This is a genomic window from Celerinatantimonas yamalensis, assembly GCF_046054155.1.
Taxonomy (GTDB): Bacteria; Pseudomonadota; Gammaproteobacteria; order Enterobacterales; family Celerinatantimonadaceae; genus Celerinatantimonas; species Celerinatantimonas yamalensis.
Window position 1 is genome coordinate 165,084 of the sequence record NZ_JBEQCT010000001.1, and the last position, 24,320, is coordinate 189,403.

23 protein-coding genes and 3 tRNA genes are annotated in these 24,320 nt (G+C 41.8%); 22 read left to right on the forward strand and 4 right to left on the reverse strand.

The genetic code is table 11. From position 1 onward, the window contains the following. Positions 1 to 66: 66 nt before the first annotated feature. On the forward strand, positions 67 to 630 hold the full coding sequence (locus ABUE30_RS00860; protein WP_408621779.1) for a hypothetical protein: 564 nt from the start codon (positions 67 to 69) through the stop codon (positions 628 to 630). 136 nt (positions 631 to 766) lie between these two features. Here the strand turns inward: ABUE30_RS00860 and ABUE30_RS00865 are convergent. Next, a tRNA-Pro gene (locus ABUE30_RS00865) sits at positions 767 to 843 on the reverse strand. A 316-nt stretch (positions 844 to 1,159) separates the two neighbouring features. On the opposite strand from ABUE30_RS00865, the gene ABUE30_RS00870 reads away from it, so the two are divergent. The 16 genes from ABUE30_RS00870 to ABUE30_RS00945 all read left to right on the forward strand — a co-directional run bounded on the left by ABUE30_RS00870 (position 1,160) and on the right by ABUE30_RS00945 (position 16,819). Continuing rightward, positions 1,160 to 3,610, forward strand: coding sequence for an EAL domain-containing protein (locus tag ABUE30_RS00870; RefSeq protein WP_408621780.1), 2,451 nt, complete (start codon positions 1,160 to 1,162; stop codon positions 3,608 to 3,610). A gap of 229 nt (positions 3,611 to 3,839) precedes the next feature. Further along, entirely contained in the window at positions 3,840 to 4,817 is a 978-nt protein-coding gene (locus ABUE30_RS00875) for an RluA family pseudouridine synthase (protein WP_408621782.1), read from the forward strand. A 279-nt stretch (positions 4,818 to 5,096) separates the two neighbouring features. Next, positions 5,097 to 5,309, forward strand: a complete 213-nt coding sequence (locus ABUE30_RS00880; protein ID WP_408622509.1) for a Flp family type IVb pilin — start codon at positions 5,097 to 5,099, stop codon at positions 5,307 to 5,309. Between the two features lie 79 nt (positions 5,310 to 5,388). Then, positions 5,389 to 5,829: a prepilin peptidase gene (locus ABUE30_RS00885; protein WP_408621784.1), complete on the forward strand. Its 441-nt coding sequence runs from the start codon at positions 5,389 to 5,391 to the stop codon at positions 5,827 to 5,829. After that, on the forward strand, positions 5,826 to 6,626 hold the full coding sequence (cpaB, locus tag ABUE30_RS00890) for a Flp pilus assembly protein CpaB (RefSeq protein WP_408621786.1): 801 nt from the start codon (positions 5,826 to 5,828) through the stop codon (positions 6,624 to 6,626). The genes ABUE30_RS00885 and cpaB overlap by 4 nt, the downstream gene beginning before the upstream one ends. A gap of 74 nt (positions 6,627 to 6,700) precedes the next feature. After that, positions 6,701 to 7,993, forward strand: coding sequence for a type II and III secretion system protein family protein (locus ABUE30_RS00895; RefSeq protein WP_408621787.1), 1,293 nt, complete (start codon positions 6,701 to 6,703; stop codon positions 7,991 to 7,993). Beyond that, positions 7,990 to 8,469: a hypothetical protein gene (locus ABUE30_RS00900; protein WP_408621789.1), complete on the forward strand. Its 480-nt coding sequence runs from the start codon at positions 7,990 to 7,992 to the stop codon at positions 8,467 to 8,469. The genes ABUE30_RS00895 and ABUE30_RS00900 overlap by 4 nt, the downstream gene beginning before the upstream one ends. Before the next feature lies 1 nt (position 8,470). Then, the gene (locus tag ABUE30_RS00905; protein ID WP_408621791.1) at positions 8,471 to 9,727 is read left to right on the forward strand and encodes an AAA family ATPase; all 1,257 of its coding nucleotides are present in this window, start codon (positions 8,471 to 8,473) and stop codon (positions 9,725 to 9,727) included. 3 nt (positions 9,728 to 9,730) lie between these two features. Continuing rightward, positions 9,731 to 11,005: a CpaF family protein gene (locus ABUE30_RS00910; protein WP_408621793.1), complete on the forward strand. Its 1,275-nt coding sequence runs from the start codon at positions 9,731 to 9,733 to the stop codon at positions 11,003 to 11,005. Next, complete coding sequence (locus ABUE30_RS00915) at positions 11,005 to 11,928, forward strand: type II secretion system F family protein (protein WP_408621795.1); 924 nt, start codon at positions 11,005 to 11,007, stop codon at positions 11,926 to 11,928. Before ABUE30_RS00910 ends, ABUE30_RS00915 begins: the two co-directional genes overlap by 1 nt. Then, entirely contained in the window at positions 11,925 to 12,806 is an 882-nt protein-coding gene (locus ABUE30_RS00920) for a type II secretion system F family protein (RefSeq protein ID WP_408621797.1), read from the forward strand. The genes ABUE30_RS00915 and ABUE30_RS00920 overlap by 4 nt, the downstream gene beginning before the upstream one ends. Further along, positions 12,796 to 13,599, forward strand: coding sequence for a tetratricopeptide repeat protein (locus ABUE30_RS00925; RefSeq protein ID WP_408621799.1), 804 nt, complete (start codon positions 12,796 to 12,798; stop codon positions 13,597 to 13,599). Before ABUE30_RS00920 ends, ABUE30_RS00925 begins: the two co-directional genes overlap by 11 nt. Then, a complete protein-coding gene (locus ABUE30_RS00930; protein ID WP_408621801.1) occupies positions 13,590 to 14,165 on the forward strand; it encodes a hypothetical protein in 576 nt (191 codons plus the stop codon). The genes ABUE30_RS00925 and ABUE30_RS00930 overlap by 10 nt, the downstream gene beginning before the upstream one ends. Continuing rightward, on the forward strand, positions 14,140 to 14,709 hold the full coding sequence (tadF, locus tag ABUE30_RS00935) for a tight adherence pilus pseudopilin TadF (protein ID WP_408621803.1): 570 nt from the start codon (positions 14,140 to 14,142) through the stop codon (positions 14,707 to 14,709). The genes ABUE30_RS00930 and tadF overlap by 26 nt, the downstream gene beginning before the upstream one ends. 2 nt (positions 14,710 to 14,711) lie before the next feature. Beyond that, a complete protein-coding gene (locus ABUE30_RS00940; RefSeq protein ID WP_408621805.1) occupies positions 14,712 to 16,289 on the forward strand; it encodes a VWA domain-containing protein in 1,578 nt (525 codons plus the stop codon). Continuing rightward, complete coding sequence (locus ABUE30_RS00945; protein WP_408621807.1) at positions 16,289 to 16,819, forward strand: OmpA family protein; 531 nt, start codon at positions 16,289 to 16,291, stop codon at positions 16,817 to 16,819. The genes ABUE30_RS00940 and ABUE30_RS00945 overlap by 1 nt, the downstream gene beginning before the upstream one ends. Positions 16,820 to 16,918: 99 nt before the next feature. Here the strand turns inward: ABUE30_RS00945 and ABUE30_RS00950 are convergent, their stop codons facing one another. From ABUE30_RS00950 to ABUE30_RS00960, 3 genes are all read right to left on the reverse strand, one after another. Next, complete coding sequence (locus ABUE30_RS00950) at positions 16,919 to 17,248, reverse strand: TusE/DsrC/DsvC family sulfur relay protein (protein WP_408621809.1); 330 nt, start codon at positions 17,246 to 17,248, stop codon at positions 16,919 to 16,921. Positions 17,249 to 17,258: 10 nt separating this feature from the next. Continuing rightward, complete coding sequence (locus ABUE30_RS00955) at positions 17,259 to 19,397, reverse strand: FUSC family membrane protein (protein ID WP_408622510.1); 2,139 nt, start codon at positions 19,395 to 19,397, stop codon at positions 17,259 to 17,261. A gap of 71 nt (positions 19,398 to 19,468) precedes the next feature. Beyond that, a complete protein-coding gene (locus ABUE30_RS00960; protein ID WP_408621810.1) occupies positions 19,469 to 20,131 on the reverse strand; it encodes a Bax inhibitor-1/YccA family protein in 663 nt (220 codons plus the stop codon). Between the two features lie 254 nt (positions 20,132 to 20,385). On the opposite strand from ABUE30_RS00960, the gene ABUE30_RS00965 reads away from it, so the two are divergent. The 5 genes from ABUE30_RS00965 (at position 20,386) to pgsA (ending at position 24,288) form a co-directional block, all read left to right on the forward strand. Further along, positions 20,386 to 20,476: transfer RNA gene (locus ABUE30_RS00965), tRNA-Ser, on the forward strand. A gap of 266 nt (positions 20,477 to 20,742) precedes the next feature. Next, positions 20,743 to 20,833: transfer RNA gene (locus tag ABUE30_RS00970), tRNA-Ser, on the forward strand. Positions 20,834 to 21,200: 367 nt separating this feature from the next. Next, positions 21,201 to 21,845, forward strand: coding sequence for a UvrY/SirA/GacA family response regulator transcription factor (uvrY, locus tag ABUE30_RS00975; RefSeq protein WP_408621812.1), 645 nt, complete (start codon positions 21,201 to 21,203; stop codon positions 21,843 to 21,845). Next, complete coding sequence (uvrC, locus tag ABUE30_RS00980; RefSeq protein ID WP_408621814.1) at positions 21,846 to 23,669, forward strand: excinuclease ABC subunit UvrC; 1,824 nt, start codon at positions 21,846 to 21,848, stop codon at positions 23,667 to 23,669. Positions 23,670 to 23,715: 46 nt separating this feature from the next. Beyond that, positions 23,716 to 24,288: a CDP-diacylglycerol--glycerol-3-phosphate 3-phosphatidyltransferase gene (gene pgsA, locus ABUE30_RS00985; RefSeq protein WP_408621816.1), complete on the forward strand. Its 573-nt coding sequence runs from the start codon at positions 23,716 to 23,718 to the stop codon at positions 24,286 to 24,288. Positions 24,289 to 24,320 lie beyond the last annotated feature (32 nt).

Sequence of the window (24,320 nt, forward strand, 5' to 3'; positions counted from 1 at the left end):
CAATAAAGACTAAAGTTTTAGATGAATTAGTCGATAGTCTGATAGACCCTGAATGGAGGATGGATAATGCCGATAGGAAGTATAACCGGAGCTCATCGAGGCATTCGACAGGATCAAATGGAACTGTCAAATCCTGATGCTAAAGCAAATGTTGCGTCATCGCCCAGTAAAACTGATGCGATGAGTGTTGCAGATGCTGGCGCAGATAAGCTTCGTCCAACTCGGTTATCCGGCAGAGGGGATGTGTCACCGTCAACTAAAGTGACATTATCTCATTCATCAGATCAAACTCAATCAAGTCAACCATTAACCTACCATAAAGTCTATCGTTCTCAGCCTGCTAATACCCCTGATCCAAATGTTGTGAAGTACGAACTGGTGGCGGGTAAAGCGGATGCGCCGAGTGCGAGCAAGGATGCATCATCGGAAAAGACCGCAAAGGCTGATCCGAAAACAGCTATTGATAAAAAAGCCAACAATAAAGGTGAGTCGGAAAAACTTAAGTCGCTTGCATCGGGCGCTTTAGGCTTAGATGCAAATGTCAAAGAGAAGAATTCTAACTTTTACCAAGCAGGTCAATTTATCAAAGCTGCGGCAACAGTAGGTGGTATTGTTGCTTTGTTTGTTTGATGAAAACTTATCCGGATGATATCTCTACGGGGGCTTTGCCCCCTTTTTTATACTATGCTATATCAGCTTGCTCACGTGTTTGGCGATGGGCATTTTCACCATGAATAAAAATCACAATATAAAAGGGAATATAAAATGGTCGGCGTGAGAGGATTTGAACCTCCGACCCCTTCGTCCCGAACGAAGTGCGCTACCAAACTGCGCTACACGCCGTAAGCAGGACACCATTGTGCGCCTATTTTTTATCAGTGCAAGAGGAAAACAGCTAACAATCATCTAGTTGGTTAAATTTTGATAAATATTTTGATGATTAATATTGAGTGATATGTACTGGGTATGCTGGAGTCGATATATTAATTAGAAATGTTGATTTTAATCGGTTGTATCAATAACAATGTTCTGAGTGAAAAGAATTGGTATAGACTAGTTATAAACGAAGCCATTGATCATCTGAAATAGGGTAGACGGTATTGGATTATTGGAGATAATTAGTTGCTATTTCAGTTGACAAAAGTGAAGGATCGCAAGTATGAGTGAAGATGGATTGCTCAGTCAATTTACCGGTTTTCCTCTGAAATGGAGCTGGGATGTGACCGCATCTGTGATGCGTTGTTCAGAGCAACTCCCTCTATTGTTGGGGTATCCCGAAGTGACCTCAATCACACTATCACAGTTAATTGCAAGTGCTGAGCTGAGCCAGCGTGAGATACTCAAAGAGTGCATTCGTGATGCCTATCAAGGACAGCACACTCGTGAAGTTCGGATTGTCGTTAACGGTTCGCAACGTTTTATTGCTCTATTGTGTATTTGGACTGATCCAGCATTACCCAAGCTCATTCAAGGCACGTTAGAATTTCTCATTGATGTTCCCTCGCAACAAGTTGAATTTGATCTCTTTTACCATTTATTTGTCCATGCCCATGTCGGAATGCTAGTACTCGATAACCAGCAGCGTATTTTGATGGCCAATCAAGAGTTTTGCCGAACCACGGGGTTTCAAGAAAATGAGCTATTAGGGGTGTCAGCTGAGTTATTTGGCGGGCATGATTCGGACCCCGCGCTCTATCAACGTATTTGGCAAACTGTTGCTAAAAAAGGATTCTGGATAGGTGAATTATTAGCCCGTGATAAGCAAGGGTATACGTTTGCTCATGAATTAACGTTGCAGCGGATTGTCGTCAACTCAGATAAACGGCAGTTTTTTGTGGCGATATCAAAACGTCTTGATATCTCGATGGCGCATCTGCTGGATGATGAAGGCCCTACATCCACGACAGTGCAGAATGAGTCGCTGTCGAAATTCCCCAATGCGAGCGAATTTAAGCAAGTCTTAGGGCAGCATTTTAATGAACTGCCCAGTGATCAAACGATAGTCGTATTTGTTTTTCAGCCTTATTTTTCAAAAAACATCAGTGTATCAATGAGTCATTGGCTTATTGGTAATCGACTTATAGAACTGCCCAACGAGATGACGCTAGGGGTTTTTACCCCGGAACTTTTTGCGGGATTTATCGTTGTTCCTCGAAATTTGGGCGTGATTCATCGACATCTTCAGACATTATTGGCGTTGGTTTGTAATGAAAGTCAGGAGAGTGGTGAAAGCGATGAAATCGGTGTTCATGTCAATATCGGTGTATCTATCTTAGGAACCGACGCTGTTTCTGTTTCGCAGCTGATAAGCCATGCCAGTCAAGCTTTGGTTGCGACGCGAGAACGTGACAAATCCATGATTATCTATTTTGATAATCGATTACAGAAAAAAATGGATCATAAACAAGTTCTTTCACGATTACTCGATAAGTCGATTAAGCAAAATACCATTAACGTATTCTATCAACCTATTGTGGATTTAAATACTTTAAAAATTGTTAAATTTGAGGCGCTTTTTCGAGTTAAATTAGACACAAAATTGCCGTATAACACGCAGGAATTGATTCAATTAGCCGAAGAAAATGGTTGGATTGACCGGATCGATATGGCTGTGACGCGTCGAGCGTTAATCGATTTAGCCGCACTACAAACATACTTTAAAAATCCAGCATTGCAGTTATCTGTGAATCGTTCAATGCATAATGATCGGCTGTCACATTGCTGCTTGGAGGATACGCTCAACATCATCATGGAGGCTCGTATTGATCCTTCGTTAGTGACCGTCGAGTTAACCGAGTCTTCCCTTTTGGCGGATATTGACCGACAAATGGTCTGGATTGACCGACTCAAAAAGCAGGGTATTGAAATTGCTATCGATGATTTTGGTACGGGTTACTCATCATTTTCGTACTTGCTGAATTTACCCATTAATATTATCAAGATTGACCGTAGTTTCGTAACCGAGCTAAAAATGGGTTCCAATGCTTATATGATGATTGAGATGGTGACATCACTGGTGCATCAGATGGGGGGGAAAGTCGTCGCAGAAGGCGTTGAAACGAGCGAAGTATTACATATGCTCTCTCAAGCCAAAGTGGATTATGCACAGGGGTATTTATTGAGTAAGCCGATGAGCCTCAAAGACATTGTTGCGGGCCAACTAGCCGCGAGCTTTCCTTCTTTGCAACGTGTATTAATTACCTCGAAAGTACAACATGTACGCGATGTCATGCAGCGAGAGTTTCTGAGAGTAGGCTTAGATCATAAGCTCTCGGTGGCGCGTGAGTTGATGCATAATCATCACGTTGTTTTTTTGGTTGTTATCGAAGAGGGAAAATGCTGTGGTATTTTACGTGAGGCAGATATTAACTTGGCGATAAGCCCTTATATCAATACTGATGGTGAACAACAACGTGATTTAAATACGTTGAATAAACGTGTTCATCAGCTCATGCAACGAGATGGTTTCGCGAGTGTTCATCAGGACTGTGAAATCACCTTTATTCAACGCTTGTTGCAAGACCCGAATAATCAGGTTGTGGTGGTGACAGGGGAACACGGTGGTTGTGTGGGTATTATCACGGCGGATGTGCTCTTACAGTATGTTTAAAAATAGTGCATAAAATATGCTATTTATTCTAAGTAGTCATGAATGACTATCTACATAGAGGCATGCAAAGAGCCTCGTTAGCAAAATGTTGTCTAATAAACTTAAAATTATGACCATAGTTGTGCCATAAAGGGCTTTATTTATCCCGTTTTAACAGACTCTAGAGGTCAATGTTAAAATTCCAAGACACCTCACGCATTGATATCTTGCCAGTTGAAAACACGTTATAATGAGCCAATATTTAGTGACTCGATTCTATGGTTTCTTCTTGGCTTCTTTTTCCCTTAAAATTCCCGCACGCTGGCATGGTTTGACGTTGTCATCCATTTTGCTGCAATGTCAACCACTAAGCCCCGCCGAATGTTGGCAGCAGCGCTTAGCAGACGGGATGGTGCAAGTCGATGGCGTATTATGTGACAGGGAGCAACGGCTCACTCAAGGTCAGCGTCTCACTTATTGGGTCAGCGATTATATAGAACCTAATGTTTCCAACGATTGGCAAATGCTATGGGAAAATGACGATTTTCTAGCTGTTGATAAACCAGCAGGATTACCAGTTAGTCGGACAACGCGTCACCCTACGCAACATTTGATAGGCTTGGTTCAGCAACACGGTTTTGTTGATGCGCATCTGATGCATCGTCTTGATGCTGAAACTGCGGGTGTCATCTTACTGGCTAAATCTAAATCAGTCGCGCAGCGCTGGCAGCCACGCTTGCCATCGCTCATGGTGGCAAAGCGCTATCATGCTATGGTTTGGGGCGAGCCTGATTGGGAGCATTTCCGTTTGGAATGCCAATTAAAAACGCGATCAGACAGTGTTATTCGTTGTCAGATGCATATTTGTAGGCCAGATGAAGTTGGCCAAAATTCGATCACTCGTTTTCAAGTGTTAGAGCGTTATGGCGATACTAGCTTGATTGCTTGTGATTTAGAAACAGGGCGAAAGCATCAAATACGGGCGCATTTGGCACACTTAGGATATCCGATTGTTGGTGATAAAATATACTCATCGAGCGGCAAATTTTACTTAAAGCGCTTATCTGATGATTTAACAGAGCTGGATGTCCAAATTCTTGGTGCAACGCACCATTTATTACATGCTTATCAATTAAGGTTAAAATTAGATCAACAACAAGATCCTATTACAATAACAAGTCAGTTATCTATTAACAAAGTTGTAAAAAAAAGGATTAGTACTAATTAGCTATTTATTTTAATACTTGAAGGTGGATAATAAAAAAGAATTAGTAAATGGAGTCATCCTTTCGTTGGTTTTTTGTGCTAAATCAAAAAATAAGGTTTACATGGATAGTTTGTAAGGCTAACTTTAGCCCTAAGAGTGATGGCGAATGTCTCACAATGGCGGTTGAGTTATAACCGTCTAAATGACGGAACCTATCTGGTTCAACATAGCTGTTATCCTACTCCCATTGGTGATGGATAACCTTTAATGATGGTAACGATTGAGGATAAAATGATGAATGTGATTACTTTAGGTTACGTAAAAACCAAAATAGCTTTGGAACATTTCGTAAAAGACAACCGTGGTGTAACTGCGATTGAATATGCAATTTTAGCGGTTGCCGTATCTGCTATCGTATTAGCCGTATTTGGTGGTTCGAATAGTCCACTAAAAGCCGCATTAAGTGGTGCCGTATCAACTGTTAGCGCCAATATTAATAGTGCTAATGGTTAGTTAATATTATATTAGTTAGTGAAGCACTTAAAAATCGTGGATTATATTGGTGGGATATTCCCGCCAATATTGTTAAATAATGACAAGTTTTTATTGTTTAGTCGTTGGTTTAATTTTTATTTCGTATTTAGATATTCGTTATCGACGCGTAAACAATAAATATTTGGCTGTAGTATTAATGTTTATTGGCCTAGTATTGTGGCGAGAGCAACATTTTCCATACAACGTTGCCATAATCGTTTGCGTGTTAGTTGTTGGCGTATTGCTTTCAAATCTGCGTATTTTAGGTGCAGCTGATAGCAAGTTGATAGCTATTCTGCTTTTAGCCATCCCGCCTAAACTAATTGTGCTATTAGTGTTTTTTACTGCAGTTGGAGTACTGATCAGTTGTATTGTTTTTTATGCCGCGGTTTGGTGTGATCGGGTGGAACGCGCCAAAGGTATTCCTTTGGTACCAGCTATTAGCGCAGCTGGCCTATTCTGTGTCTGGATATCATTAATTAATGGATTAGTGCTGTGAACTCTAAATTAATATTTGTCATTGCCTTTTTGGCTATATTTCTCGGATTAGCCGCCATGACGGGGGTGTTTTCACCTAAACCTGCGCCACCTCCGTCTGTTGTCAAAGCGCCAGTTGAAGTAAAAGTGAACTTTTGGATTGCTCGACGTGATCTGCTTAAAGGTCAACCTGTTACTCAAGCGGATTTAATCGAGAAGCGCTTACCTATCTCTCAAGCAAAAGCGTTTTCTGTTGAGCAAAACCAATCGGTCGAATTCGTGCCAGGGATGGTGGCTCGCTTTAGTATTCAAGCGAATCAGGCCGTTCGTGGGAGTGATTTTGCGACACCGAAAAGTCGTGATTATTTAACTCTGGTGACTCCACCTGATAAAATTGCTTACCCTGTTCCTATTTCTGCGAGCGATCTTGCCACGATGCGGATTAATGCGAGCGATTATGTCAATGTGATGCTGCTATCGTCTCCAGGCGGGGATGTTCACACCCAGCAAAGTAGCTTTAATAATATTGGTAATCTATCAGTTTCTTCTTTATTTAAGTCGGTTAAAGTTGTGTCCGTTGAACCCGCAAGTGGGGATTCAAAGCAAAGTCATGTGCTACTTGCTATGTCACAAGAGCAAATTGCTAAATTGATCATTGCCCAACGGATTGGGTTAATTTATATCTTCCGAGGGAGTATAGATACCGACCAACCTTTGCATGATGTGCTCATTCGTGATGTTCTGCCAAGTTATAGCTCGGTCAAAGAATTACGAGGGTCGGCATCTTCTGCTTCAATCTCAAGAGCTCAGGTGAACTAATCATGATAAAAAAAATAATACGATGGGTGCTAATAGGATGGAGCATCCTGAGTTTGCCCGTGTATGCAGCCCTTTTGAATTTAACGACGGGAGGGGCGAAAACACTACATGTTCAGCAACTCGCTGATACGGTTTTTGTGGCGAACCCACAAATTGCAGATTACCGAGTTCTTGATGGACATCGTATTGTCATTTTTGGCAAATCGGTCGGAACCACATCGCTGATTATTTACGATAAGGCGGGTAATACATTATTAAATCGCCAAATTGTGGTGAATCAAGGCATGGAAAATATCGAACAGCAGATCGCGATTCGTTATCCTGACTTAGCGATCAGTGTCTCAAATATTGGTGACCAAGTTGTACTCAGTGGTGAAGTGCCAGATATTCAAACTCGGGATGATATCTATCAATTGGTAGGGGTTTTACTGAAAAAATCAGTGGATCATACCAAAACCGTCTCGCTCAAAAACGCCGGCTCAGTTTCATCAACTGGAACTGGTGGAAATTCGGGATCTGATGAGAAGTTGGACTATTTAACCCAAAATCATTATTCAGGCGTTATTGATAATTTGAAAGTAGGCGGAGTTAAACAGGTGAATGTGAAGCTCTCAGTTGCAGAGGTTTCCACATCTTACGTTCAGGAATTAGGCGCTAAATGGGGTTCAATGGTTGACAATAGCTTTCAGGGTAATGGTCAATTTTTCAACTATTTAAATAGCTTTAGTGCCAGTAATATTGCTACCTTTATTTCGGCATTGGATAATGACAGTGTCGGGCAGATTTTAGCGCAACCTAATTTATCGGTGATCTCGGGTGAAACAGCGAGTTTTCTTGTCGGTGGTGAGCTACCTATCGTTACCAATTATGATAATTCGTATCAAGTTACTTATAAAGAGTATGGAGTGAAACTTAGCGTAGGTGCTAAGGTATTAAATGATAATAAAATTCGTTTAACATTATCTCCGGAAGTAAGTGCTAAGGATAGTACCTATACCTCAACATTAGCTGATATCCCAGCATTTAAGACTCGAAAAGCGACAACTACTGTGGAATTAGGTGATGGGCAGAGTTTTGTCTTAGGCGGTTTGCTCAGTAAAGACGAGGAAGAGACACTGCAAAAAGTTCCATTTATTGGTGATTTGCCCATTTTAGGCGCGTTATTTCGCTATACCTCAACAACGCGTAAAAATACCGAATTAGTCATTGTTGCAACGGTTAACTTAGTTAAACCAATTTCACCTCAGGATGTGAGGCTACCGACGATGGAACGGACATCTGTTTTGAACCGCTGGTTGGGAATCAACGAACAACATGTCAGTGCTGATACGCAAGCGGTGATCACTTCAGGGGGATTTAAGCAATGAGACAACTTGTCATTCTCATCTTAACAGCGACATTGCTATCGGCATGTAGTAGTAGTGTGAAGCAGTCACAAGGACCTGAATTCAGTCTCAAACCAACGACTCAGGTATGGCATTTTAATCAACCATTGAGCCAAGCGGCATGGACGCAAATTAAACAACAGTTAACGCCTACTCTGGACAATCTGCGCATTTATCCCATCATGATTAGCGGTTCATCGCATTATCAAGCGCGTGTCGCTGCATTACAGCATTGGCTCTTACGCCAAGGCGTGCAAAATAGCCACATTCGTATTAGCCATCAACAGAGCGGCGGTGTGACATTGCAACTGGTTCGTTATCAGGTTGGCGGCGCAGATTGTCAGCCTCCTCGCGTTCTCTATAAACTGGGTGAAATGCAGCACAACGATTTATGTGCAGTGACGATGTTGCGTTGGCAATCTATGGTCTATCCAGAACATATGCTTGGAGCGCAATAGTATGGCCATATTGGAACTCTCAGAGCTACTGAAAAAGGAATCTGTCCCAGCGGCTGCTAAAAAAACGATAGCCTCGACGGTGCTCTTTTACCAAAGTAGTGAATGCGCTGAATTAATTGCAGAAGCATATCGCTTTGAAGGCTATGAACTGCCCGAAATGCTCGATAATAAGGACCCTGTTATTAGTGATTATGTCGATGAACATAATCCTGAAATTGTATTGTTAGAACTGAATAAAAGCCGTGAAGTTGCCAAAGATGCTGAACGCATTAGCCATATGTTGCCTAACCATAGTTCAGTGATTGTTATCGGTCAAGAAGATGCTATTTCAACTATCCGTAATTTAAAAGCCCTCGGGTTCTATTATCTTTTTTGGCCAGTGACCAAGCATGAGTTGATCGACTTTGTTGTAGGTGTCTCTGACAACCGTTTGCGTCAACGTGGTCCTGGGCAAAACCGCAAAGCTAAATATATTGGTATTTACGGCTCTAAAGGTGGCGTCGGCGCATCCCTTATTGCCTCTGAAATTGCATACACATTATCTGATCTTAAAAGTTCAACGTGCATTCTGGTTGATCACAATTATGAAGGGGGCAATATGGATGTCATGTTGGCCCGTGACGATTTGCATAAAAGTAATTTGCAAACAGGTAGCATTGCGGCCTCTTTGGATAGTTCTGCGGCCAAAGCACTGATGAGTGATGTCACCGATCGTCTCAGCTATCTGGCTTTGAATGGTGAGCAGCGCTCGCATGAAGAGATGCGTGATTTGACCGATAATATGGTCGAGCTTGTTGCCAAAGATAGTAATTTTGTGGTCGAGGATCTATCTGCGAGCGTAGATTTTAGCCGTCATTTAGATTGGATGACTCAGCGCTACGATAGTTTACTCGTCGTTATTGAACCTTCCGTTTCCTCGATTCGTGAAGCCAGTCGCACTTTGAGTGCTATTCGAAAAAAACGGGTTGAGTTAGATCATCCATTACGGTTGTTGATTGTTCTTAATCAACGTCTTCCTGAGAAATACAATTCCGTTACCTATCAAGAGATAGAAAAATATCTGGGAATGAAAGTGGATATCGTGATCCCATTTATTCCTGAAGTGAATCAAATGAAGCTTTATCAAAAGCATCTGTATAACTCGAAGACCAAGGCTTTAAAGCCACTACGTCATTTAGTTAAACTGATTATGGGTGAGCAAACTCAATCAGTTTCACCGCTTGCGCGCTTAACTAAAATGCTACGTTTAAAAGGATAATGTGTGGCGACAACTAAGGATATTTACAAGCAGCTCCGTTCTCGCATTTTCGATGTAATTGATGCTCAAGCATTGAGTACTCTTACACCCGTACAGCTTCGTGAGCAATTAGGCGAAGCGGTTGATCTTTTGATCACTCAGCAACGCTTGCCAGTTCCTCGGTTGGTTCGTAATGAGTTTGTTGGCAACTTACGTGATGAGTTGATTGGCCTTGGCCCAATTCAGCCACTGATGGATGATGATAGCATTAACGATATTATGGTTAATGGTCCTGATCATGTTTTTATTGAGCGTAATGGCGTCGTTGAAAAATCTGATATTACCTTTGTAGATGCGGAACAAGTTTTAGAAATTGCTAAACGTATTGCCTCAAGAGTGGGTCGACGTGTCGATGAATCGGTGCCGATGTGTGATGCGCGATTACCTGACGGGAGCCGTGTCAACATTGTGGCTCCGCCGATTGCGATTGATGGTACATCTATCTCTATTCGTAAATTTAAGAAGCAGAAATTAGGATTAGAAGATCTGGCTCATAATGGCTCGATGAGCACCGAGATGGCGCAATTGCTTGCTATTGCTGCACGCTGCCGGCTGAATGTAGTTATCTCAGGCGGGACAGGGTCGGGGAAAACGACCTTGCTGAATGCTTTATCAAATTATATTTCGCCTAAAGAGCGTATCGTCACGATTGAAGATGCTGCTGAGTTACAGTTACAGCAGCCGCATGTGGTTCGCCTTGAAACACGCACCGCCGGAATTGAAGGCTCGGGAGCAATAGGGCAGAGGGAATTAGTGATTAACTCGTTACGTATGCGCCCTGATCGCGTTATTGTTGGGGAGTGTCGTGGTGCCGAAGCCTTTGAAATGTTGCAAGCAATGAATACTGGCCATGATGGGTCGATGACGACTTTGCATGCGAACTCGGCTAGAGACGCTATATCGAGGATCGAGAGTATGGTAATGATGGCCACTTCATCACTGCCATTAGAAGCAATTAGGCGAACAATTGTGAGTGCCGTGGATGTGATTATTCAGATATCACGTTTGCATGATGGTAGTCGTAGATTAATGAGCATTAGCGAAGTTGTTGGTTTAGAAGGGCAATCAGTTGTGCTAGAAGAAATTTTTCGCTTTCAACCAGATGCGACTCAAATTGAAGGAAAAGTTGCTGGTAGCTATGTTACGTCTGGATTGATGCAGCGATCTGTATTAATGGAAAAAGCTCGATTCTTTGGTCTGCAAAATGATTTAAATAGTGTTTTTGGTCGGAGGGGATAATGCCATTTCTACTTGGACTTGCGGCATTTATTTTAGGGGGGATTTTACTCGTCACGCAGTTTTATCATAAACGTAAGAAATTAGATTTTTTTACGTCAAAAGATAATGAAAAGATCAAAACTGATTTGATCGATCAAAGCGTGATTGATCTGAGGGCATTGACTAAGATCGCATTGCATCGGCGGATACTTTTTTATTTGATGAGTATCACTATCCCACTCGGGGAACGTGTTGGCATAAAAGTTTTTTTCTACTATTTGGTATGGCTCATCATCGGTGGTGTGCTTAACTATTATTTTTTGAGTTTTGATCTACTTATCGTCTTGGCTTGTATCTTTGTTACCGCTACCTTTTTCGGTAACTATCTGTTGAAACATATCGCCAAAAAGCATTTTAATGATAACTTTCCGGATGCACTGAATTTGTTGGCGAGTGCGATCTCTGCAGGCGAGAGCCTCATGCATGCTATTATTTATGTTGGTGAGCAGATGCATAACGATGTTGGTTTAGAATTTAAGCGGATGGGGGAGCGTTTACAAATAGGTGAGTCGCCTCACGTTGTATTGGCTAAAACCTGTATTCGTATGCCTTATCCCGAATTTGTTTTCTTTTCTATTACATTACGTGCAAATATTGAACGAGGTGGGCAACTTCGCGATATTATTCAGCAGTTAAACCGTGTGATGTTCGATGCGCGCGCGCTGGATAAGAAAAAGAGTGCGATGACAGCCGAAGCAAGAATGTCCGCAAAGATCGTTTTCGTTATCCCATTTGGATTTCTGGTGCTAATGAAATTTTTATCGCCTGAAAATTTTAATTATGTATTGACAGACCCCACGGGGCGTTACCTCCTTTATTATGTTATCGCGAGCGAGTTTGTTGGGATGCTCATCATATCTGCGCTGATGAAGGGGATAAAATGAACATCGGTACAATGGTTTCAGTTGCTATTCTCGCTGGATTAGCGTTATTGCTTGCCTCTTTAATTATTCTGATGTTAAGGGCGTTTTCTCGTGAACGTAAATTAAAAAATTTCATTATTAAACAGCAAGCTGAAGAGACATGGCGAGATAAAATTTTAGAGTTTAGTCAGCGTTTTACTAGTTTTAACCATGAAAGTGTCTCTCAAGATTTTATTGCGGCAGGTATTTATAACGAACGGTATGCACTATTTTTCTTTCCACTGAAATATGGTGGATTTATTCTCTCAGCGTTAGTTATCTATCTGTTTCGCCAGAATATAGGTCTATCTGACTCGATGCACCTGATGGCCATTATTGCAACGCTAGCTGTTGTATTTATTATTGCGCCAGATATGTATTTACGCCAACGCAAGCAGCAATTGACCCGAAAAATATCTCAAAATTTACCTTATCTCATTGACTTGTTGAGTGTATGTGTTCAAACAGGAATGACCATCGAAGCGGGTTTTATCTATCTAACTAAAGAAATGGCTAGTTTTGATAGGGATCTGGCTTATGCACTACAAAAAACGACCGATCGTTCTAAAGTGGTCGGGTTATCTAAATCACTCGAAGAGTTACTCGTTCGAGTCCCGAGTAATGAAATGCGCTCATTTGTGCATACGATTAATCAAAGTTTACAGTATGGGTCATCTATTTATAAAGTGTTACTCATGTTGTCCAAAGATATTCGTGAGTTACAAATGCTCACTCTGGAAGAAAAAGTTGGGAAGTTGTCTGCTAAAATGTCAATCCCTTTGATTGTCTTTATTATGTTACCTGTTGCGATTTTAACGGCCGGACCAGGGGTAATGAGGTTGTTTTATCATGGTTTCTAACAAGCTATATACATTTACTATTTTTGGTTGTGTTATGTTGTTGAGCGCTTGTAGTTCAGGTCGTCAATCTGGTGGTGGTTTTATGCAACAACGGCAATTTGTCTCACAGGCATCTGCTCAAGCAGATAAACCTTTGACAACAAGTCAAAAGGTTGAACTGATGGAGAAGGCGCAAAATTATCCAGGATTGGTTACATACTACAAACATCAGCTTGAGCAAGATGATAGTCAATCTGTTCGACTTAGCTTAGCAAAAACGTATTATGAATCAGGTGATATTAATTCAGCACTATTTCAGCTTAGCTATTTAAAAGCGCATACACAGCCAAATGCAAAAATTAATTATTTAATGGCACAATGCTTTTATTACCAAAAAGATTATACGAAGGCACTTCGAGAAGTGAATATAGCTATCGTTCTTGACCCAAAAGATGCCAAAAATTATAACTTGCAAGGTGTGATCAGCGCCAGTCTTGATGATTTTATCTCTGCTCGGCGGGCTTTTGAGAAAGCTAGAAGTTTATTTTATAGTGATGCCATTGTGCTTAATAACTTGGCGATGGTTGATATATATCAGAATCAATATCAACGGGCTATCGATCTTTTAATGCCGATGTATAAAAACGGTCAAGCGGATAAAAAAATTCGAGCTAATTTACTGATTGCTTTAGCGAAGGTTCATCAACTTGGTCTTTTTGAAGAAGTTTATGGGAATGCAGATCTCGATAAAGCTAAACGTGTTTATAATCAGCTCAATATGAAAACAGTGAAAGGGACAAAACCATGGAACTAAAAAAACGCCAACGAGGTGTTGTTTCCATCGAGTTTGCAATGGGTTTTTTTCTGTTTATGTTGATGTTTTTTTCATGGGCTCAAATCGCTTATGCTGGCTATATCTCAGGATTGATTGATTATACATTGGCTGAAACTGCGCGCGATACGCGGGCCAGTATTCCATCACAACAAAGTACGGATGCGGCGCAATCATCACAAGGCGATGCAACGGCTCAAGCGCAGACGGCCTACCAAATTCAATTTGAAACGTTTCTTAAACAAGAGGCTGGAATTTGGGGGCGATTTATCGATTTCAGTAAATTTCATACCAAAGTATATTACTATGACAGTGTTGCGAATTTAGCCAGTAGTTGCAAACCGCCTGATCCGAAGAATCCACCTGAAGATCAAAAAGACTGCTTAGCAAGCAATGCGACGCAAAATGAAACAAATGCACCGATTGCGGTTTATCAAGCAAGTTATGATTTTAAGCCGTTATTTAATTTAATCCCTTCGCAGAATTTGAGCCTTAAACGTGAAGCCTTTGTGGTGCAGGAATATGAGCGAAAAGACTTTTACAACTAAATGCACACGTGGCGTATTCACTATCGAATTTGCGATTATTGCGCTATTTATGAGTACCGTCATTGTGTTTACATCTGACATGGTCATTAAGCAGTCTGTTGAAGGGATGCTCGATCGCATGAGTTATTCTGCTGTGAGTGTATTGAAAGAGCGCACCCAGCTTTATGATAAAGATGAACAGATGGATTCATCTCAAGTCGATACGATTGATAAAATTGTGCAAACATCGCTTGCTCGTACAATGCCTAGTTTTCAACCATCACGATACAGTGCGTATTATCAGCAGATTACATTTGCGGGTGTCAATACAAAGCAGTCATCGATGAGTGAGAAAGATGTCATAGAAGGTAGCCATAACGCAGCTTGCACGCCGCCGAATCAATTGAAAAGTATCGCGGCGAATTTATCCCCTATTACCAATGAGGGACGCCGGGCCCCTCTGTTTCAAGTAACGCTCTGTTATCGTACGGATAACTGGTTTGGCCAATTAGTGGGCGAAGATTATGAGTGGATTCGCTCTAACTCCATTATACTGGGGCGCTAACAATGAAATATGTACATAGCCAAAAGGGTATTGCTTCTATTATATTTGTTCTCATTTTCCCATTTTTTCTAGGCTTTTTTGCATTGGCGATCGAGGGAACTCGCTACATGACGGACAGTGCTCGGCTCAGCGATGTCTTGGAAAGTGCCTCACTTGCTGTGGCCGCATCGGTGAATCACGATGATGATAAGACGATGGTTCAAGATTATATAGCAGCCACCGTTCCACACGCTGATGTAAAACCTTCAGACATTACTATTACGTCAAAAACCTGTGAACAAATATATGGCAGTGACTGCGGTAAAGCAGGTGTGTATGATAAAAATGGGTTGCAGTTTAATGAGTATAAAGTTCAGGTTAATAGTCATTTTGTGAGTTGGTTTCCAGGCAGTACGCTTGTGGCCGGGTTTAATAAAAATCAAATATTATCGAATCAAGCTGTTGCTCGAAAATATCAACAAAATTTTGTTGATATAGCATTTGTAACCGATTTTTCAGGCTCAATGTTAGATAATTTTGGTGGGCAAAATAAAGCAAAATATGCCGCAGATATTGATATTATATCTAGTATAATGAATACCTTGAAAAGCTATAATGATTTAGCCCAAAATTCTAATAAAACTGAACGTAATAACGTTGCTATTGTACCATATAGTCAATACAATAAAAAAATTGATGGCAACGTAATATCCGAAGTTTCATATGGATATCAATCGTGGGGCTCTGCTTCTGTCACTGGGCCTAGTCAAGTCGATACTATTTCTCCATCTTTCGCTGCAACTGAATTGTATGATTCGGGATTTAATTTGCACCAATATTATCCTAATGGTGTGCCTGAACTTAATAGTGCAGAGCCTGATGGAACATTGATTCAAAAATATTTCGGATGGTCACGAGGTTTTTCAGCTCAACACACATATTGTAGTGGTTGGCAGTGTTATTATGATGACTATAATTGGGACTATGATGATTGGGATTATCATAGTCATAGTTATAGTTATTATTATAACGATTATGATATTTATCAATTTTGGAATGTTTGGTATCCGGATAAAAGAGATTTAAACTATAAAATACGTAATTATATTGGTTGTAGTAATCTAAATTGGTATGGTACTTGTCAATTTACAGGATACTTCTTCAATATTGGCTTAACTGATGATTTTTCTGGCATAGAAGAAAAAATAGATAATTTCTTTCCTAGTGGATCTACATCATCGAGTCAGGGGATTATTCCTGCTGCAGAAATGTTATTAAATAAAACATCTACGAATACAAATAATTTAATAATTGTTTTATCAGATGGTAATGATACAGATAATAATTTAAGTTTGGGTTATTATAATTCTGGACTATGTGACTATCTAAGGAATCAGTTTAAATCAAAAAATCAAAGTTTGAAGATAGCTGTAATTGGTTTTGATTATGATGTAAGTAAAAACCCAGGATTAGCTGAATGTGCTGATTCTAAAAATATTTTTAATGCTCAGAACTATGATGAAATATACACAAAAATATTATCACTAATTACTGAAGAAATTGGCCATCTCTATAACCATGACTATAAAGTGAATAACTAATGGATCGAATTAATTTTAAAAATAAGTTGTCACTCTTACTTTGCTTGGCAAGTTTAGCTCCGAGCATGAGTTTTGCGGCAGATTGTACTATTCCATCAGCGAGCAGTTATCGTGTTGGTGTCACTCACAATGGGTATTTGGTCAAAGAGTTGGACTCGCAAAAAGGCATACTTGAACAAGGGACTTGTCAGCGGTCAGATGTCTCGTACATAGTTCATTTTTCCTTTGACCAGGCAACCTTAAACAGCGAGCAAAAGCAACATATTCAGCAGCTAGTGAAGCAGTTGCAGTTGACTCAAGAACCGGTGCAGCTCGAGATTGTTGGCTATACTGACTCACGCGGGTCTATCGCTTATAACCAGCGGTTAGGCAAGGCGCGCGCCAGCGCAGTTCGTCATTACTTAGAACATTTAGGGGTTGTGGGCTCGCGTGTGATGATTCACTCAGAAGGTGAATTACAACCGGTTGCCTCTAACACGACTTCAACAGGCCGAGCGTTGAATCGTCGTGCTGTGATCACAACCAAGTAGCGATGCGTAGCTATCACTTGCTGTAAAGAGGCGAATAAGCCCCTTCATGGCTATTAGTGGCCGCTATTTAAGTCTGACTTTTATACTACGATGTTCCCACTAAATACATCGTGCAGGCTTAGGTAGGCCCGCTATTTTTGTCGCTTGCTTGGCAGGCCCTTTGGGGAAAAGCCGATAAAGATAACGACTGTTGCCTTTTTCTGGGCCATATTTTTTCCCCATTGCTTTAACCAGTGGCCGTATCGCGGGTGATGTATTGAACTGAAGGTAAAAGTCCCTGACAAAGTGGACAACTTGCCAATGGGGTTCACTCAGGTTGATCCCTTCACTATTAGCAATAACACTGGCTAATTCTTCGCTCCACTGGGTGCTATCTAGAAGATAACCTTCGGCATCTGTTTCGATCGTAGTTCCGTTAATTTCTAACATCAAGTTCAGTCTATAATTGAGATGGAATAGGATTTTGTCGCTCTGCCAATTGAGCTTGGATCTGGCATAGATTGCTAGTTAGCTGTTGCAGCTGAAAAGCAATCAGTAGCTCTTCGCCATGCAGGTTTGGCATCAATTCTCGCAATTTTAACGTAATTGCGGGAGTCAGTGTAGTCTCATCAAGTTGCTCTGGTGAATGCTCTCCTGCTCTTAATTGGTTAAGGCTGGCAGTGAGTTGCTGGCCGATATCAATAATAATAGCGCTCGCTTGGGGAGAGAGCTGACGGCCACGATAGAGCGATAACGTCGATAGATGTGCTATATAACTATGGATATAGCCTGTGAGATGGTAGAGCAATGTGACATCACGTCGTCTAGTTGAAGGCTCTGCAAACAATGCTTGTTGATGTTTTACAAACTCTGCTTCCGCGACATGCAAATTGAATCGGGCCAGCCGATAGGGTTCATTTTCATCTGCTTGATGGTGTTGATAATGGTTAAATATCAGACTTTGATAATCAATTAAACGGGTTAGTAATGTGTTAGTTCGTTGCTGTGTATGATTTTCCAGCCAATCAGGCCAGATAAATCGAATGGCAATATAAACCAATAATCCACCCAATAACGTTGCAATCATACGTATGACAATAGTGAACTCAGACTTTACCCCGAGTAGTTGCAGGGCGAGTGCAACAAAAATGGTGATCATGACAACGGCTAGTGCATAGCGATGACTAAAATACCAAAAAAATAGCAAGCAGCTTAATGCGACCGCTACAATCATCATGGCAAGTGGTAATTTAAGTAACAATAGTCCAGTTGCGATAGCAATGCCTATCAATGTTCCCACAATGCGCTGTACTAATCGCTGTTTTGTCGCAGCATAATTAGGCTTCATCACTAATAGCGTCGTGAGCAGTAACCAAAAATTTTGTCCATGAATAGGGCCAGGGATGAGCATTATGATCAAAAAGCCTGTCAGCATACACAGAGCTTGGCGTAATGCATGACGAAAGAGTAGTCCGGTTGGCTGGGTTATTTGTTGCCAAAAATTTGCCCAATTTAGAACAGGTAACTGCTCAAACTTAAAGTCATGACTGGGGAATACCGTTTTTTCACGAGTAAGCCGCTCCATCTCACTTAAATTATTCAGCATGAAACTCAGTTGGTTGTAATCGACTTCGCCAAGTGTACGTTTGAGCTGATAATTGCCCCGAAGCGTTTGCGCAAGGCTTGCAATCTCGTGCTGGAGCCTATCACGGATAGGTCGAGGTTTCGCCTGCCAAGCAATCCGTTTTGCTAGACCTAACATAATAAAGTGTAATTGCTGCGAAATGACTGTATCGGAAAGCTTTTGGTTGAGTTGGGCGTAATTCACGTGTGATGACACGATCCGTTCGATCAATAATTGGGCTTTGAAAAATAAGTCTAGGTAATCAGAGTTCTGATTGGCCTTTGGATATTGGGCTTGGCGAATCACCAATAGACTCCGCATTTGCGCAAGTGCGCTGGAAGCTTCACCCGTTAGCCCTGCTAGATTGCGTCGTAAAGTCTCGTCATTATGATATTTACTGAAAAATTGAGCTTTTTGTGACTGATATTTGGCAAGCAAGGTAAATAATGTATGAGATTGCTGAGCCAAGTTTTGGTTCGGCTTGAGTGCATTAATAATAAAGGAGAGTAGAACATAGCTCAGTGCTCCAACCAGTAAATACAATGGTTGTTGCCACTTTTGCCCTGTATATTGCCCATAACCTAGCATCGTATAAATGGCCAGAATTAACGCACTCATTGCGATAGGTCCAAAACGAACCTCTAACCCGGCTAGCATGACAAAGATAAACGTCGAGCTAAACAGCCCTAACGCAAATAGCCACGGATAGCTATAAAGTGCGGTCACTGAACCAGCTGCGAGGGTAAAACAGCCAAACATCACTAACATCGCTTTAGCACGATGTACATAAAGAGCCGGGTGGTCAGCAAGCGCAGCTGCGACAACGCCAAAGGCGAGCGTGGACAGATGCACCATTGGTAAATGCAGATAGACACCGAGCAGAATAAAGATAATCAACAAGGTTGCCTTAACGGCTATCCAGAACTGTGGATGATTAACTGGTGGTGTTTTGAGATAACTAAATAATGAATGCATCACGAGTGGTTACACAAAAAACGCCCCAAAGAAGGGGCGTTGATAGAGACTAATAAGCGAGTTCAATTTTTTTAATTGCGAGAAGAAGCCATTAAAATGTTGAGCAAGCTTAGGAAGATGTTGTACAACGACACAAAGATTGTCACGGTTGCAGAAATATAATTACGTTCCCCGCCGTGGATAATTGCACTGGTCTGCATCAAAATAGCGCCTGATGAAAACAGAATGAACAAGCCACTTAAGACTAAGTTCAGTACTGGCATATGCAAGAACAGGTTCGCAATCATCGCTACAACGAGCACGACAAAGCCTGCTGTCATCATGCCACCTAAAAACGACATATCTTTGCGAGTGGTCAATACATAAGCTGACAATGCAAAGAAGGTGAGGGCGGTTCCACCTAATGCAGTCATCAAAATACCAGTTCCACCTGTTTTAAGCAGCAGATCGATAATAGGGCCTAAGGTATACCCCATAAATCCAGTGAGCAAGAAAACGAATACAAGGCCTGTTGAGCTATTTTTGGTTTTCTCAACAGCAAATAATAACCCATAAAAGCCGACTAAGGTTAAAATGATACCTGGAGGCGGTAACATTAGAACTGCTGATGCACCCGCAATAGCGGCAGAAAAGGCTAAGGTCATTGCTAATAGCATGTAGGTGTTACGTAAGACCTTATTGGTCTCATCTTGTTGACGAATGTTACTATAGTCAACACTGCGATATTCATTCATAGAGTTTCTCCACTCTTGATCACTTAATACTAAAAGTGAGTATACATAATTTATACGGCTGAGTATAACAACCATTGACCCAAGGAAATGGCCCTAGTTTATAGTTAGAATACAATATGTATTAAAAGTTCATTGAAAAGAAGCTGTTATGATCAATAAATAATCAACCGAACGATTTTTTTGTAAAAATCAGATAATAATTTTAAAAAATAGTTGCGTTTAAAATTTCAATCAGTATTATTCGTTCCCGCTGCGGAGGGGTGGCAGAGCGGTTGAATGCACCGGTCTTGAAAACCGGCGTGGGTTCATAGCCCACCGAGAGTTCGAATCTCTCCTCCTCCGCCACTTTTTAAAAAGGGCATCACATTTGTGATGCCCTTTTTGCATTTAGTCCTGCATTAATGAAAATGTGGGCGGCAGATTATTCGTCATATGGATGAGCTCTTGATAGAGCTGATATTGATCATCGAGCGTATTGGAAGACGTGAACTGCATTGAAAAAATGAGCGGTTCGCATAAAAAGACAGCAACCAAATCGAAATTTAAGGAAAAGCATCAAGCAAGCCTTTACAACATTGTAGCAAATCGCTAATATGCGCCTCGTCGTCTGCGGAGGGGTGGCAGAGCGGTTGAATGCACCGGTCTTGAAAACCGGCGTGGGTTCATAGCCCACCGAGAGTTCGAATCTCTCCTCCTCCGCCACTTTTTAGAAAAGGGCATCACATCTGTGATGCCCTTTTTGCTTCCCATGTTAAATTTATCCAAGTGACAAATCCCACTCGCTATCTCACTGTATATATAGCATTAACCCTCATCGCATCTGTTTTGAGTTGAAAGTGAGTTCTATCTAAACAACCTGTGATCAGGGTATAGGATTTCATATATGTTCCCCTCTTTTTAGTCGCTCTGTCTATTAAAGCCTGATAGTATCTAGTGTCGATGTTTTATAAACTGACAGAACAGTTAGCGGTTTTTGTCGACCCAATTATTATTGATTGGTGTGATAATAAAATTGTAAAATCTAACTGCCTAGTGAGTTAAGTAAATTTTACTGTGCGGAGATGTACGCTTGATTACCGTTTATCTAGTTGATGATCACGAGTTAGTGCGCACAGGGATCCGTCGCATTATTGAAGATGCACGAGGAATGAAAGTTGTCGGTGAGGCAGAAAGCGGTGAACAGGCGGTCCAATGGGCTCGTCAGAACCATGCTGATGTCATGCTTATGGATATGAATATGCCAGGGATTGGAGGCTTAGAAGCAACTCGGAAAATTCTTCGTTACGATCCCGATACGCGAATAGTGGTATTAACGATTCATACCGAAAATCCATTCCCTAGCAAGGTCATGCAAGCTGGGGCGTTTGGCTATTTAACCAAGGGGGCAGCCCCTGATGAAATGCTTAACGCAATTCGAACGGTCAGCTGTGGTCAGCGTTATTTATCGCCACAGATTGCCCAACAGGTTGCATTGAGTTCATTTTCAACAGACAGTGAAAATCCGTTTTCCCAGTTGTCTGAGCGTGAACTGCAAATTATGTTGATGATCACCAAGGGGGTCCGTGTCACTGATATTTCAGAACAATTGAATCTAAGTTCAAAAACGGTGAATAGCTATCGTTATCGACTTTTTAGTAAACTGAATATTAGTGGTGATGTTGAGTTAACCCATTTGGCTATCCGTCACGGCATTTTGGACGCAGAAAAGCTCTAGATGAGTGAGTTTGATGCGACAGCTTTTTTAAGTCGAACGCCAGCTCTGCCTGGCGTTTATCGAATGTATGATAACCAAGATGTGGTTATCTATGTAGGCAAAGCTAAATCACTTAAAAAGAGGCTTTCGAGCTACTTTAGAGCGCGGGTTGATCGTGCTAAAACCGCTGCGTTGGTACGGCAAATTGTGCGTATTGAGACCACTATCACTAATAGTGAAACTGAGGCGCTAATTCTTGAACACAATTTAATCAAAAAGTATCGACCTCGCTATAATGTTGTCCTAAGAGATGACAAATCCTATCCTTACATCGTGTTGACCCATCATCGTCACCCACGGTTAACGCTGCACCGTGGGCGCAAACGTACCCAAGGGCGCTATTTTGGCCCTTATCCAAGTGGCTCGGCAGTGCGAGAAAGTTTAATTCTGTTGCAAAAAACCTTTCCAATTCGGCAATGTCGAGACAGCGAGTATGCCAATCGCACTCGTCCCTGTCTGCAGTATCAGATTGGTCGCTGTAGCGGTCCTTGTTGCGATAAAGTGAGTGATGATGAATATCAAAAGCAGGTTGGGTTAGTCGGATTATTTCTCAGCGGCAAAGGTGATGAAGTGATTGAGCGGTTGGTGCATCATATGGAAGATGCTAGCCATGAGCTCGCATTTGAAAAAGCCGCTCGCTATCGGGATCAAATTCAAGCGCTACGCCGTGTGCAAGAGCAGCAGTGGGTTTCAGGGACGGGAGCCGCCCAAACTGACATTGTCGGATTTGACTATCGCAATGGTATCGCAGCGGTACATTTGATGCTGTTCCGTGACGGACAATTGATAGGGAGTCGCAGCTATTATCCTAAAGTCCCCCCAGACACGGAACTGTCCGAAGTTGTTCAGAGTTTCATCAGTCAGTATTATCTAGCTGAGCAACGAGAGGGTCAATTACCCCGTGAAATCCTAATCGGTTATCAACAACAAGAATGGTTGCCCCTGCAAGACGCACTAAGTGAGCGGGCGGGTCATCAGGTCGTTTTACATCGTCCTAGCCGAGGCGAAAAAGTACATCTGTTAAAACTAGCCAATGACAATGCCAAAAATGCGGTGTCGAGTAAACTGCAAGAAGCGTCTACAGCTGCTACTCGTCTGGCTGCCCTACAACAGTTTTTACAACATCCTGAGCCTATTCAGCGAATGGAGTGCTTTGACATCAGCCATACTCAAGGCGAGCGCACCGTTGCGTCTTGTGTGGTATTTGATGAAAAAGGTCCGAATAAGAGTGCCTATCGACGCTTCAATATTGAAGGCATTACCGGTGGTGATGATTATGCCGCGATGTCCCAAGCACTCAAGCGCCGCTATGGTAAGCAAACCGCAGAGGTCGATATGCCCGATATCCTCTTTATCGATGGGGGGAAGGGGCAGTTAAATGCGGCATTCAACGCGTTTGATGCCATGCAGCTCACTCAAGAACCTCTATTTGTTGGCGTTGCCAAAGGTGTGACTCGAAAACCAGGCCTAGAAACACTACTGATTGGCCGAGAGATGCGTGCGCTACATCTAGAAAAGCATGAGAGCGCATTACACCTCATTCAGTATATTCGAGACGAAAGCCATCGATTTGCAATTACTGGCCATCGGCAACGCCGCGATAAAGCGCGACAGCATAGTGTATTAGAAGATATTCCTGGTATCGGCGCTAAAAAACGCCAAGCCTTACTCAAATACATGGGCGGTATCCAAGAGGTGAAACGTGCTGGCGTCGAGGAGCTGGTCAGAGTTCCTGGGATTAGTCGAACTCTTGCACAAACTATCGTTGATCGATTGCAAGAGTAGCCACAAACGGGCAACATACCCTCATTGACTTAAAAATTATACGCTAATGAAAACAATACCTAATATTTTGACGTTATTTCGGTTGATTCTGATTCCGTTTTTTCTTGTTGCATTTTATTTACCTGTACCTTGGGCTTATACCGCTTCAGCCGCTATCTTTGTGTTGGCCGCGTTTACAGATTATCTGGATGGATTTTTAGCGCGTCGGTTAAAACAAACAACGGCCTTTGGCGCCTTTCTTGACCCCGTTGCCGACAAAGTGATGGTGACGACGACTTTAGTCGTTTTGGTTGAGCATTATGATTCAATCTGGATTAGCTTACCGGCAATGGTGGTGATTGGTCGTGAAGTGGTGATCTCTGCGTTACGCGAATGGATGGCTGAATTAGGTAGCCGAGCCAGTGTCGCAGTGAATAAGCTAGGTAAATATAAGACAGCTGCGCAAATGGCTTCGATCACTGGATTACTTTGGCAGTATCAGCCTTGGATGGTGATAGGATCTAAAATTTTATTATATTTTGCCGTGTTACTCACTATCTGGTCTATGATTGCCTACATAAAAGCAGCTTGGCCGTATTTAACTGGACAAAAACAAAGCGAATTGCATGAAAAATCTTAAAGTTGACTGTTTTTCAGGCGAATGAACAAAAA

Coding starts and splice junctions, on each gene's coding strand:
- ABUE30_RS00945 (WP_408621807.1), top strand. CDS start 16,289: ATGGATCGAATTAATTTTAAAAATAAGTTGTCACTCTTACTTTGCTTG.
- ABUE30_RS00925 (WP_408621799.1), top strand. CDS start 12,796: ATGGTTTCTAACAAGCTATATACATTTACTATTTTTGGTTGTGTTATG.
- pgsA (WP_408621816.1), top strand. CDS start 23,716: ATGAAAACAATACCTAATATTTTGACGTTATTTCGGTTGATTCTGATT.
- ABUE30_RS00920 (WP_408621797.1), top strand. CDS start 11,925: ATGAACATCGGTACAATGGTTTCAGTTGCTATTCTCGCTGGATTAGCG.
- ABUE30_RS00930 (WP_408621801.1), top strand. CDS start 13,590: ATGGAACTAAAAAAACGCCAACGAGGTGTTGTTTCCATCGAGTTTGCA.
- ABUE30_RS00950 (WP_408621809.1), bottom strand. CDS start 17,248: ATGTTAGAAATTAACGGAACTACGATCGAAACAGATGCCGAAGGTTAT.
- ABUE30_RS00955 (WP_408622510.1), bottom strand. CDS start 19,397: ATGCATTCATTATTTAGTTATCTCAAAACACCACCAGTTAATCATCCA.
- ABUE30_RS00915 (WP_408621795.1), top strand. CDS start 11,005: ATGCCATTTCTACTTGGACTTGCGGCATTTATTTTAGGGGGGATTTTA.
- ABUE30_RS00960 (WP_408621810.1), bottom strand. CDS start 20,131: ATGAATGAATATCGCAGTGTTGACTATAGTAACATTCGTCAACAAGAT.
- ABUE30_RS00870 (WP_408621780.1), top strand. CDS start 1,160: ATGAGTGAAGATGGATTGCTCAGTCAATTTACCGGTTTTCCTCTGAAA.
- ABUE30_RS00905 (WP_408621791.1), top strand. CDS start 8,471: ATGGCCATATTGGAACTCTCAGAGCTACTGAAAAAGGAATCTGTCCCA.
- tadF (WP_408621803.1), top strand. CDS start 14,140: ATGAGCGAAAAGACTTTTACAACTAAATGCACACGTGGCGTATTCACT.
- ABUE30_RS00940 (WP_408621805.1), top strand. CDS start 14,712: ATGAAATATGTACATAGCCAAAAGGGTATTGCTTCTATTATATTTGTT.
- ABUE30_RS00885 (WP_408621784.1), top strand. CDS start 5,389: ATGACAAGTTTTTATTGTTTAGTCGTTGGTTTAATTTTTATTTCGTAT.
- uvrC (WP_408621814.1), top strand. CDS start 21,846: ATGAGTGAGTTTGATGCGACAGCTTTTTTAAGTCGAACGCCAGCTCTG.
- ABUE30_RS00875 (WP_408621782.1), top strand. CDS start 3,840: ATGAGCCAATATTTAGTGACTCGATTCTATGGTTTCTTCTTGGCTTCT.
- ABUE30_RS00900 (WP_408621789.1), top strand. CDS start 7,990: ATGAGACAACTTGTCATTCTCATCTTAACAGCGACATTGCTATCGGCA.
- ABUE30_RS00860 (WP_408621779.1), top strand. CDS start 67: ATGCCGATAGGAAGTATAACCGGAGCTCATCGAGGCATTCGACAGGAT.